Genomic DNA, 11,548 nt, shown 5'->3' on the forward strand with positions numbered 1-11,548 from the left:
CTAATACCGTCGACCTTCCTTGTATTCCGAAGTGAGCTTGTGCCTGTTTATAAGTGAATTCGCCTTTTTCTACACGCTCAACCACACCCAATTTAAAAGCTAATGTGTAATCACGCTGTGTGCGCTTAGGTCTTTGATTACTTGAAGTTGTCATAAAGAAGTCCTCTTTATGTCAACGTATTTTAGGACGGGACAACATTACAAAAAAAGCCTGCTCAATGAGCAGGCTTTTCATTATAACGTTACGCGTTCATTGGGCTCTAGCCTGTATTACGCATACCAATTGCAATACCCGCGATGGTAACCATCATGGCACGCTCTAGGCTGGTGTTTTGTGCATCGTCACCGGCTTTACGAATACGATCCAGAAGCTCAATTTGCAGGTAGTGAAGGGGCTGAAGATACCCTGCACGGATCTCCATAGACTCTTTACCCTGCGGGTCGTTCTTCATGATGTCGCCGTCACCGGTTATAGCCAACAGCGACGAGATGCTTTCTTTAAGCTCGCTACGCAATGCTTCACCAAAGTGTTTAAGCTCTTTGGGTACCAAGCGCTCATCATAAGCTTCACTGATTCGCGGATCGGCTTTATGGAACACCATGTCCAGCATTGAAAGACGTGAACGATAGAACGGCCATTCGCTGAACATCTCGTTAACCACTTTTTCATTTTCCGGTGTCTTCACGCTATCGATAGCGCGCATAACGCCTAACCAGCTTGGCAGTACCAAACGGGTTTGTGCCCAGGCAAATATCCATGGAATCGCACGTAGGCTCTCAATACCACCTTGTGGCTTACGCTTCGCTGGACGACTACCTAGTGGGAGTTTGCCTAACTCTTGCTCTGGCGTTGCAACACGGAAGTAAGGTACGAACTCTTTATCGTGACGCACGGTTGCACGGTAGTTATCGCGACCTTGGGCTGCCATTGCAGTTATAAGCTCTCGCCATTCTTCTTTTGGTGCCGGAGGCGGGAATAACATGGCTTCAATTATGGCGCTGGCGTAAATACCTAGGCTGCGTTTAGCCAGCTTAGGCATACCGAATTTATAGCGAATAGTTTCGCCTTGCTCAGTTACACGGAAGCCGCCGTCTAGCGAGCCAGGAGGCTGAGAGTAAATGGCAGCATGTGCTGGCAAGCCACCACGACCAATTGTACCGCCACGGCCGTGGAATAGCGTCAGGCTTACGTCAAACTCATCAGCAATCGCAACCAAGGCTTCTTGTGATTGGTATTGAGCCCAGCCCGCAGCAAGTGCACCTGCGTCTTTGGCTGAATCTGAATAACCAATCATAACGAATTGACGACCTTTAACGTAACCGCGATACCAGTCGATAGACAGAAGTTTGCGCATTACGTCAGGCGAGTTGTTCAAATCGTCTAGCGTTTCGAACAATGGCGCCACTGGCATTGGCCAATCTACACCACTTTCTTGAAGTAACAGCTGAACGGCCATAACGTCCGATGGCTCACTGGCCATAGAGATAATATAGATACCAAAACCGTGTTTGCTGTGCTTCGCAATTACCTTACAGGTATCAAGCACTTCTTTCACGTCATCAGACGCATCCCATTGAGCAGGGAATAGCGGGCGTTTTGACCCAAGCTCGCGCAATAAGAACGCTTGCTTGTCGGCTTCGCTCCACTGAGCATAGTCACCAAGACCAAGGTAGCGTGTTAGTTCGCTGAAAACGTCTGCATGACGCTCAGAGTCCTGACGCACGTCAAGGCGCAGAAGGTGAATGCCAAATACACGAGCACGACGAATAGTGTCTAGCAGCAGACCGTTTGCTACAACTTGCATTCCGCAGTCTAACAGTGACTGGTAGCAAAGCATCAGTGGTTCAATTAGCTCATCATCACTTTCAACCCAGTTTGAAGTATCTGGGTTTTTACCTGCTAAGTAGTCGCTAATGCCATCGCGGGTTGTGATGAACTTGTCCACAAGTGGACGAAGAAGGGCGCGGTACGGCTCGTTGGCGTCGCCGACTTTTTCGCGTAACGCGTCGTTGCAGTCGTACATTGAAAGCTCAACTTGCAAGCGATCAAGATCAATCGCGAAAAGCTTGGCCGCACGTTTTCTAGCAAGTAATAATACTTGCTCAGTCACTTTTGACGTTACAAAAGGGTTGCCGTCTCTGTCGCCGCCCATCCAAGAGCTAAACTGAACGGGAGACGCATCTAGTGGCAGTGATACTTCGTAATCTTCATTTAGGCGACCATCAAGCTCGCGCATGAAGTCTGGCACTGCTTCCCATAATGAGTTTTCAATAACAGAGAAGCCCCAGCGTGCCTCATCAACCGGTGTTGGACGTACTGAACGAATTTCTTCAGTGTGCCAAGCCTGTGCAATAAGGTCAGCAATACGGGTTTCAATTTTCTTACGCTCAACATCATTAAGCGACTCTTGGTGAATAGCCTGAAGGCAGTTCGCCAATTCTTTATGTTTGTGAATAAGTGTACGGCGCGTAACCTCAGTTGGGTGCGCGGTCAGTACAAGATCGATGTTCAGTTTTGCAACCGCATCCTGCACTTTTTCAGCTGTTAATTCAGCTTTATCTAGGTGTTTAAATAGTGCATCAATAGACGCATCAACATTCATTGCCGCATTGTATTCTTGCTCAGCAATGTTGCCCAAATTCAAGAATTGTGCGAATGCACGGCCAACAGTAAGCAAATCGCTGTCAGACATTGTTTTGAAAGTTTCTTTCAGTTCTTCGCTACATGTAGCGTCTCCCTGATAAGAAGCTCGGCCGCCTTTACGAATCTTTTCAATACGGTCTAGCCACTCTTGACCCAATTGATTTTTGATTGTTTCACCTAAGGTTTTACCTAGGTATCGAACGGTATCTTTCAGTTCAGCATCGTAGTGTGTTTGCATGCTATCCTCCTAAATATATGGCCTTAACCATACTGTGTCCTTTGCGACTTGTCTAACCACTTTCGGTTATAATTTACAACATTTTGATACTTTTTCACCCTAGTTAACATTGCTCAAAGCAAGATATTTTGTGGTGTGATACACTCTTGCACCGGAAAATGCAGAAACATTCTCGCGTTATGCGTTTTGTTTGAAATTTGTACTGCATTTGTAATTTAATTTCAGGAGTTCTTGTGACTGATACATTCAATACAGTAGAAACCCAAGCAAGTTACGGCATTGGTTTTCAAATGGGTCAACAATTACAATCAAATCCGTTTGACGGACTAGCGATTGACGCTGTTGTAGCTGGCCTAAAAGACGCCTTCGCAGGTCAAGCGCCTCAGGTTGATAACGACACACTACGTGATGCGTTTGGCGAAATTCACAAGCGTATGCAAGCGGCTAAAGAAGAAGCAAGCAAAGCGGTTATTGAAGAAGGCACAAAGTACCTTGAAGAAAATGCGAAGCGTGACGAAGTAACCGTTACTGAATCTGGTCTTCAGTATGAAGTTATCGCTGAAGGTGACGGTGAAACACCAGTTGCGGCTAGCACTGTACGTGTTCACTACCACGGTACACTTATTAACGGTACCACTTTTGACAGCTCTTACGAGCGCGGCCAGCCAGCTGAATTCCCAGTAGGTGGCGTAATTAAAGGTTGGACTGAAGCACTTCAACTTATGAAAGTAGGTGCTAAGTACCGTTTATACGTGCCACATGATCTTGCTTACGGTGAGCAAGGTGCGGGTGCAGCTATTGCACCATACAGCACGCTTATCTTTGACGTAGAGCTTTTAGACGTTCTAGGTTAATGTGTTGTTCACAGGTGTGCAGTTCTGTACACCTGTGTTCCATCTTTTCTTATTCATAGTTCATAACGTTTTAAAAACTAGCCCGCACTTCGTTGAATTTAGCGATATGGCCTAATGTTTCTTTTTCCTATCTCTTTTCTTCTCTGTCTTTTCTCGTAAATACAAAGCAAACCTAAATTTGGCACGTTGTTTCATTGGTGTCGCCTTGCGTTTGCGATATGCTAGGTTTCATCTGCTCCGAGTTGTTATCAGTGGCTTCGGCATTACAATAGCCCCACGCTCAAATAAGGAAAATTATTATGGTTATCAAGCCTAAAGTGAGAGGCTTCATTTGTACAAACGCGCACCCTGTTGGCTGTGCAACGGCGGTTGACGAACAAATTGCTTATGTAGAAGCAAAAGGCGACTTAGGCGAAGGCCCTAAAAATGTATTGGTTATTGGTAGCTCAACGGGATACGGCTTAGCATCACGCATTACTTCTGCGTTTGGCTATGGCGCTAAAACGCTGGGTGTGTGTTTTGAAAAAGCACCAACGGAACGTAAAACGGGTACTGCCGGTTGGTACAACACCGCTGCATTCCACGAAAAAGCCAAAGCAAAAGGTTTGTATGCAGAAACTATTAATGGCGATGCGTTTTCCGATGAAATCAAAAATGAAACCATCGAAAAAATCAAAGCTGAAATGGGCAAGGTTGATTTGGTCATTTATAGCCTTGCATCCCCGCGTAGAACCGACCCAGAAACAGGCGTAACGTATAAATCTACGCTTAAGCCAGTAGGGCAGGCGTACACAACAAAAACCTACGATACTGATAAAGATAAAGTGCATGAAGTATCGCTAGAGCCAGCCAACGACGAAGAAATCCTCAATACCATTAAAGTGATGGGCGGTGAAGATTGGGAACGTTGGATGGACTTTTTACGTGAAGCCGATGTGCTTGCTGAAGGCTGTAAAACCACCGCATATACCTACATCGGTAAAGAGCTAACATGGCCTATTTATGGTCAAGCGACGATTGGTAAAGCGAAAGAAGACTTGGATCGCGCTGCCGCAGCCATTATCGGTAAAAACAGTAATTTGCTTGTGCAAGCCAATGTGAGCTCGTTGAAAGCACTGGTAACGCAGGCAAGCTCAGCCATTCCTGTAATGCCTTTGTATATTTCACTTATTTATAAAGTGATGAAAGAGGAAGGCACCCACGAAGGGTGCATTGAGCAGATTCACGGCTTGTTCACGCAGTGTCTTTTCGGCAATACACCAACGTTAGATGAAGCAAATCGCTATCGCATGGATGGCAAAGAAACTAACGATGCAACACAGGCAAAAATTAAGGCGCTTTGGGATCAAGTGACACAAGAGAACTTTCATGACTTAAGTGACTACAAAGGTTACAACCATGAGTTCTTAAAACTGTTCGGTTTTGACATTTCAAGTGTTGATTACGACAGTGAAGTTGACCCAATGGTTAATTGGTAAAACCTAAACTTACCATTAATTAACCTAATACTCATATATGCGAAAGCCGTCTGATTTGACGGCTTTTTTGTACCTAATTACAAGCTGATATAGGGGGGAGATTCAAAAAATGTAAATGAATAAGACCAAAGGTTTACATTAAATTGTAGAAAAATTTGCCTTTATCTTGAAATAGCGTGGCACAAACGTATGGGTTAATGCTAAAATCCCGAAATTAAGTAGGGGTCTTTTCTGCCTCTACCAAAACAGCAGTAGCGATTGCAGCTACACAAAAACAATAATAAGTGTAAATTTCTGCTGGTGGTCTATAAAGAAAGGGCGAATTAAGCGTCCGCAAAAGGAATTATGCGTTACGGCTTCATAACAGGCTGACCGTAGCAATTGCAGCAAGTTCCATCAATCAACAACGAAAAGGTGTTCTACACCTGTTAATAGTGCGCTTTTGCATGCTGACAGGCAGGTTTTCTGCGGTCATGCAAAAGGGTATTTCTATTAGAGTAGTGCGATTACATATGATAAAAATCAAGAAAGGTCTCGACCTCCCAATTGAGGGAGCGCCAAAGCAGGAGATTGCTGATGCAACTGCTGCAACGCGCGTTGCCATTCTGGGAGAAGAATATGTGGGTATGCGCCCTACCATGCACGTCCAAGTTGGCGATGTAGTGAAGAAAGGTCAGGTGCTTTTTGAAGACAAAAAGAACCCTGGCGTTAAATTCACTGCTCCAGCAGCGGGTGAAGTGGTAGAGGTTAACCGTGGTGCAAAACGTGTTCTTCAGTCTGTAGTTATCAAAGTGAACGGCAGCGATGCTGTAACTTTTGATAAAATTGCAGCTGACCAGATCGCGAGCGCTTCACGCGAGCAGCTTCAGTCAATCCTTGTAGAGTCAGGCATGTGGACAGCGTTCCGTACACGTCCATTTAGCAAATCTCCTAAGCTAGACTCTGTTCCAAGTTCAATTTTCGTTACAGCAATGGATACCAATCCACTGGCAGCAGATCCTGCTGTGATTATTGCTGAGCGCCAAGACGATTTCGTAAATGGTCTTAAAGCGTTAACGCAATTGAGCGGCGGCAAGACTTACGTTTGTAAAGCGGCAGGTGCTTCTGTTGCTACTGGCGATGCGGCAGTTGATGTTGAAGAATTTGGCGGTCCTCACCCTGCGGGCCTACCGGGTACTCACATCCACTTCCTTGATTCTGCTGGCATGAACAAAACGGTTTGGCACATCAACTACCAAGACGTAATGGCAATTGGTGCATTGCTGACCTCTGGCGAGCTAGATAACCGTCGTGTTATTTCACTTGCAGGTCCTGCAGCAACCAACCCACGCCTAGTGCGCACCGTAATGGGCGCAGACTTGACCGAACTTACTGCAAACGAGCAAGTAGACGGTGAAGTACGTGTTATCTCTGGTTCTGTACTTAGCGGTACAACGGCGATGGGCGTTCACGGTTTCCTTGGCCGTTTCCACACCCAAGTTTCACTACTAAAAGAAGGTCGCGAGAAGAAATTGTTCGGTTGGATCCTACCTGGTTCAAACCAACACTCAGTGACTCGTGCTTACTTAGGTCACCTAAGTGGCAGCAAGAAATTTGATATGACAACAACTACCAATGGTTCTGAACGTTCTATGGTTCCAATTGGTAATTACGAACGCGTTATGCCCCTAGATATCATTCCTACGCTTCTGCTTAGGGACCTGATTTCTGGTGATACTGACGGTGCTCAGACGTTGGGTTGCTTAGAGTTGGACGAAGAAGATTTGGCATTGTGTACTTATGTATGCCCTGGCAAATACAACTACGCTCCTATCTTACGCGACTGTTTGACCACGATAGAGAAAGAGGGTTAAGTCATGGGTTTAAAAGCGTATTTAGAAAAAATCGAACCAAACTTCGAACCAGGTGGTAAGCATGAAAAGTGGTATGCGCTTTACGAAGCTGCGGCGACCATTTTCTACACCCCAGGTAAAGTAAACAAAGCTAACACGCACGTGCGTGACAGCATTGACCTTAAGCGCATCATGATCATGGTATGGATGGCAACATTCCCAGCTATGTTCTTTGGTATGTATAACATTGGTTTCCAAGCGCAAGAAGCAATTGCTGCTGGTGCAGGAACACTACCTGATACGTGGCAAGCAGGCCTATTCGCTGCACTAGGCGGTGACTTGGCAAATGCGGGTACACTAGGTCTATTCTTCTATGGCGCATGTTTCTGGCTGCCAATCTACGCGGTAACGTTCGCGGTAGGTGGTTTCTGGGAAGTATTATTCGCGTCTGTGCGCAAGCACGAAGTTAACGAAGGTTTCTTCGTAACATCGGTTTTGTTCGCACTAACACTTCCAGCTACTATTCCTCTATGGCAAGTTGCACTAGGTATTACTTTCGGTGTTGTAATTGCTAAAGAAGTATTCGGTGGTACAGGTCGTAACTTCCTTAACCCAGCATTGTCTGGTCGTGCATTCCTTTACTTTGCGTATCCTGCACAAATTTCAGGTGACCAAGTATGGGTAGCGGCAGATGGTTATTCTGGTGCAACGTCTCTAAGCCAAGCGGCTTCTGGCAACCTTGATTACGCGAACATGGATCAGTGGATGAACAGCTTCATCGGTACTATCTCAGGTTCAGCGGGTGAGGTGTCTACCCTTGCTATTATTCTTGGTGGCTTGTTCATCATGTACATGCGTATAGCAAGTTGGCGCATTGTTGCTGGTGTAGCAGTTGGTGTGGCGTTCTTCGCAACCTTGCTAAACCTAATCGGCAGCGATACCAACCCTATGTTTGCAATGCCTGCACATTGGCACTTTGTTGTTGGTGGTCTTGCTTTTGGTATGTTCTTTATGGCGACAGACCCAGTTTCTGCGTCGTTCACAAACCAAGGTAAGTGGGCTTACGGTATCTTCATTGGTTTCATGACGGTACTAATCCGCGTCCTAAACCCAGCCTTCCCTGAAGGTGTAATGCTAGCAATTCTATTTGCTAACTTGTGGGCGCCACTGTTCGACTATTTCGTCGCACAAAGCAATATCAAGCGGAGGGTAGCACGTGTCGGCTAAGAAAGAATCTTTAGGCAAAACGGTAGGTATTGTTGTTGCCGTATGTTTAGTTTGTTCAATTGTTGTTTCTGGCGCGGCTGTTGGCCTTCGCTCTCTACAACAAACAAACGCAGCTCTAGATAAAAAGAGCAACATTCTTAATGCTGCAGGCCTTTATGAAATGGGCATGAGCAATAGCGCAATTGAAAGCACGTACAGCGAGCGAGTAGAACAGCGTTATGTAAATCTTGACGAAGGTACTTTCGTAGAAGCGCCTAAGCCAGATTACGATATGTATAAAGCAGCCAAAGAAACTGAGTACAGCACTAAGGTAACTAACAGCAATGTTGGTTTCCAACGCCGCCCTAACGTGGCAAGTGTTTACTTAGTTCGCGACGACGCAGGTGATGTTTCTCGTATCATCCTTCCTGTACACGGCAGCGGCCTTTGGGATCTTATGTACGGTTTCTTAGCGGTAGACGCAGACGGCCAAACGGTTCGCGAGCTTATTTACTATCAGCAAAAAGAAACGCCAGGACTAGGTGGTGAAGTGCAAAACCCTGCTTGGCAGGACAAATGGGACGGCAAAGAGCTTTACGAGAATGGCAAAGTTGCTATTCGCGTAGTGAAAAATGCTAACCCTAGCAATCCTCACACTATCGATGCGCTTTCAGGTGCAACCCTAACCAGCAACGGTGTTGAAAACACAATTCGTTACTGGGTAGGCGAGCAAGGCTTCGGCCAGTTCCTGAAGAACCAAGCATGGCGTTCATAAGGGAAGTCTCATGGCAGATACTAAAGAAATGAAAAAGGCCCTCTTTGGGCCAATCCTGGACAACAACCCGATCGCCCTACAGGTATTGGGTATCTGTTCAGCACTGGCAATTACCACTAAGCTGGAAACAGCATTGGTAATGTCGCTAGCGCTTACAAGCGTTGTAGCGTTCTCAAACTTGTTTATTTCACTAATTCGTAACCAGATCCCATCTAGCGTTCGAATTATTATCCAGATGACCATTATTGCGTCGTTGGTAATCGTAGTTGACCAAATTTTGAAAGCGTATTCGTATGAAATATCGAAGCAGCTTTCGGTATTCGTTGGTCTTATTATTACTAACTGTATCGTAATGGGGCGTGCTGAAGCTTACGCCATGAAGAGCCCACCTCTGATGAGCTTCCTTGATGGTATTGGTAACGGCTTGGGTTACTCTTTCATTCTAATTGTTATTGGTACAATTAAAGAGCTATTTGGTTTCGGTACTATTTTAGGTTTCGAAATCCTTCCACTGGTTCAAAACGGTGGCTGGTATCAGGGTAACGGTTTGTTAATCCTACCATTCAGCTCATTCTTCTTAATCGGCGGTATGATTTGGTTTATCCGTACTATCCGTCCAGAGCAAGTAGAGCCTAAGGAGTAAGTCATGGAACATTATTTGTCGTTATTTGTTCGCTCAATTTTCGTTGAGAACATGGCGTTATCACTTTTCTTGGGTATGTGTACATTCCTAGCGGTATCTAAGAAAGTTAAAACTGCTATGGGTCTTGGTGTTGCAGTTATCGTGGTACTAGGTATCTCTGTACCCGTTAACCAAGTTATTTATGTAAACATTCTTGCTCCAGGCGCACTAGCATGGGCAGGTTTCCCAGAAGCTGACCTAAGCTTCCTTAACTTCCTAACGTTTATCGGTGTTATCGCGGCGTTGGTACAGATTCTAGAGATGAGCTTAGATAAGTTCTTCCCTGCGCTTTACAACGCACTAGGTATCTTCCTTCCGCTAATTACCGTTAACTGTGCAATCTTCGGTGGTGTGGCGTTTGCGGTACAGCGTGAATACAACTTCACTGAAAGCATCGTTTACGGCGTTGGTAGTGGTATGGGCTGGGCACTAGCAATTGTATTGCTAGCGGCAGTACGTGAAAAGCTGAAGTATGCTGATATGCCTGATGGTGTTCGTGGTCTTGGTTCTGTATTTATGATCGCGGGTCTAATGGCACTAGGCTTCCAGTCATTCACTGGTATTCAGCTGTAAGAAAGCTCGGGAGCATATAAATGAATAATGTAGAAATATATCTAGGCGTAGGCATGTTTATTGCCATCGTTCTAGCGCTGGTATTTATTATCATGTTTGCCAAGTCTAAATTGGTACCAAGTGGTGATGTAACTATCACTATCAATGGTGACCCAGATAAGGCAATCAAAACTGCACCGGGTGGCAAACTTCTTGGTGCACTAGCTGACGCAGGTTACTTCGTATCGTCTGCTTGTGGTGGCGGTGGCTCATGTGGCCAGTGTCGTGTAGATGTACACTCAGGTGGTGGTGAAATCCTACCAACTGAACTAGACCACATTACTAAAGGTGAAGCGCGCGAAGGCTGCCGTCTTTCATGTCAGGTTGCTATCAAGCAAGACATGGAAATTGAGCTGGAAGAGTCGGTATTTGGTGTTAAGAAGTGGGATTGTGAAGTTATCTCTAACGATAACAAAGCAACCTTTATCAAAGAACTTAAGCTTAAAATTCCTAACGGTGAGAGTGTACCTTTCCGTGCAGGTGGTTATATTCAGATTGAAGCGCCAGCGCACCACGTTAAGTACAAAGAGTTCGATATTCCTGAAGAATACCGCGGTGACTGGGAGCGTTTTGGCTTCTTCGACATCGAGTCTAAAGTAGACGAAGAGACTATTCGTGCATACTCAATGGCGAACTACCCAGAAGAAGAAGGCATTATTATGTTGAACGTGCGTATCGCTACGCCGCCACCTAATAACTTAAGCCTACCTGCGGGTAAAATGTCATCGTACATTTGGAGCCTGAAAGAGGGTGACAAAGCGACTATCTCTGGTCCATTCGGTGAATTCTTCGCGAAAGAAACTGAAAATGAAATGGTATTCGTAGGTGGTGGTGCAGGTATGGCCCCAATGCGTTCTCACATCTTCGATCAGCTTCGTCGCCTTAAGTCTAAGCGTAAGATGAGCTTCTGGTACGGTGCACGTTCACTTCGTGAAATGTTCTATACAGAAGACTTCGACGAGCTAGCAGCAGAAAACGATAATTTTGAGTGGCATGTAGCACTTTCTGATCCTCAGCCAGAGGACAACTGGGAAGGTTACACTGGGTTTATCCACCAAGTACTTCTTGAGAACTACTTGAAAGATCACCCTGCACCAGAAGACTGTGAGTTCTACATGTGTGGACCACCTATGATGAACGCGGCCGTAATCAACATGCTTAAAGATTTAGGTGTTGAGGACGAAAACATCATGCTAGATGACTTCGGTGGCTAGACGTTTAATTTAA

At 45.5% G+C, this 11,548-nt stretch carries 9 protein-coding genes and 1 pseudogene; 8 read left to right on the forward strand and 2 right to left on the reverse strand.

What is annotated here, in order from left to right; all coding sequences use genetic code 11:
* Window positions 1-154, reverse strand: a pseudogene (locus KUL49_RS18275) (IS3 family transposase); the annotation flags it as partial.
* Window positions 155-260: 106 nt separating this feature from the next.
* Window positions 261-2,882 carry a phosphoenolpyruvate carboxylase gene (gene ppc / locus KUL49_RS18280; RefSeq protein ID WP_131138201.1) on the reverse strand — a complete coding sequence of 874 codons (2,622 nt, stop codon included), beginning with the start codon at window positions 2,880-2,882 and terminating at the stop codon, window positions 261-263.
* A 233-nt stretch (window positions 2,883-3,115) separates the two neighbouring features.
* Here ppc and KUL49_RS18285 point away from each other — a divergent pair, with 233 nt between their 5' ends.
* The 8 genes from KUL49_RS18285 (at window position 3,116) to nqrF (ending at window position 11,535) form a co-directional block, all read left to right on the forward strand.
* Entirely contained in the window at window positions 3,116-3,736 is a 621-nt protein-coding gene (locus KUL49_RS18285; protein WP_014950800.1) for an FKBP-type peptidyl-prolyl cis-trans isomerase, read from the forward strand.
* Window positions 3,737-4,035: 299 nt separating this feature from the next.
* A complete protein-coding gene (gene fabV / locus KUL49_RS18290) occupies window positions 4,036-5,214 on the forward strand; it encodes an enoyl-ACP reductase FabV (protein ID WP_131138202.1) in 1,179 nt (392 codons plus the stop codon).
* A 512-nt stretch (window positions 5,215-5,726) separates the two neighbouring features.
* Entirely contained in the window at window positions 5,727-7,067 is a 1,341-nt protein-coding gene (locus tag KUL49_RS18295; RefSeq protein WP_131138203.1) for a Na(+)-translocating NADH-quinone reductase subunit A, read from the forward strand.
* A gap of 3 nt (window positions 7,068-7,070) precedes the next feature.
* The gene (locus KUL49_RS18300) at window positions 7,071-8,273 is read left to right on the forward strand and encodes an NADH:ubiquinone reductase (Na(+)-transporting) subunit B (protein ID WP_039216387.1); all 1,203 of its coding nucleotides are present in this window, start codon (window positions 7,071-7,073) and stop codon (window positions 8,271-8,273) included.
* Window positions 8,263-9,027 carry a Na(+)-translocating NADH-quinone reductase subunit C gene (locus KUL49_RS18305; protein WP_131138204.1) on the forward strand — a complete coding sequence of 255 codons (765 nt, stop codon included), beginning with the start codon at window positions 8,263-8,265 and terminating at the stop codon, window positions 9,025-9,027. Before KUL49_RS18300 ends, KUL49_RS18305 begins: the two co-directional genes overlap by 11 nt.
* Window positions 9,028-9,037: 10 nt before the next feature.
* Window positions 9,038-9,670, forward strand: a complete 633-nt coding sequence (locus KUL49_RS18310; protein ID WP_014950795.1) for an NADH:ubiquinone reductase (Na(+)-transporting) subunit D — start codon at window positions 9,038-9,040, stop codon at window positions 9,668-9,670.
* A gap of 3 nt (window positions 9,671-9,673) precedes the next feature.
* The gene (gene nqrE, locus KUL49_RS18315; protein WP_014950794.1) at window positions 9,674-10,282 is read left to right on the forward strand and encodes an NADH:ubiquinone reductase (Na(+)-transporting) subunit E; all 609 of its coding nucleotides are present in this window, start codon (window positions 9,674-9,676) and stop codon (window positions 10,280-10,282) included.
* Between the two features lie 20 nt (window positions 10,283-10,302).
* Window positions 10,303-11,535 (forward strand): NADH:ubiquinone reductase (Na(+)-transporting) subunit F, encoded by a 1,233-nt coding sequence (nqrF, locus tag KUL49_RS18320; protein ID WP_071815998.1) that lies wholly within the window; start codon window positions 10,303-10,305, stop codon window positions 11,533-11,535.
* Window positions 11,536-11,548 lie beyond the last annotated feature (13 nt).

The organism is Alteromonas sp. KUL17 (genome assembly GCF_006538305.1).
GTDB classification, from domain to species: Bacteria; Pseudomonadota; Gammaproteobacteria; order Enterobacterales; family Alteromonadaceae; genus Alteromonas; species Alteromonas macleodii.

What these genes read in the sequence shown, in the direction of transcription:
- ppc (WP_131138201.1), bottom strand. Translation starts at nt 2,882, where the DNA reads ATGCAAACACACTACGATGCTGAACTGAAAGATACCGTTCGATACCTA.
- fabV (WP_131138202.1), top strand. Translation starts at nt 4,036, where the DNA reads ATGGTTATCAAGCCTAAAGTGAGAGGCTTCATTTGTACAAACGCGCAC.
- KUL49_RS18295 (WP_131138203.1), top strand. Translation starts at nt 5,727, where the DNA reads ATGATAAAAATCAAGAAAGGTCTCGACCTCCCAATTGAGGGAGCGCCA.
- KUL49_RS18300 (WP_039216387.1), top strand. Translation starts at nt 7,071, where the DNA reads ATGGGTTTAAAAGCGTATTTAGAAAAAATCGAACCAAACTTCGAACCA.
- KUL49_RS18310 (WP_014950795.1), top strand. Translation starts at nt 9,038, where the DNA reads ATGGCAGATACTAAAGAAATGAAAAAGGCCCTCTTTGGGCCAATCCTG.
- nqrE (WP_014950794.1), top strand. Translation starts at nt 9,674, where the DNA reads ATGGAACATTATTTGTCGTTATTTGTTCGCTCAATTTTCGTTGAGAAC.
- nqrF (WP_071815998.1), top strand. Translation starts at nt 10,303, where the DNA reads ATGAATAATGTAGAAATATATCTAGGCGTAGGCATGTTTATTGCCATC.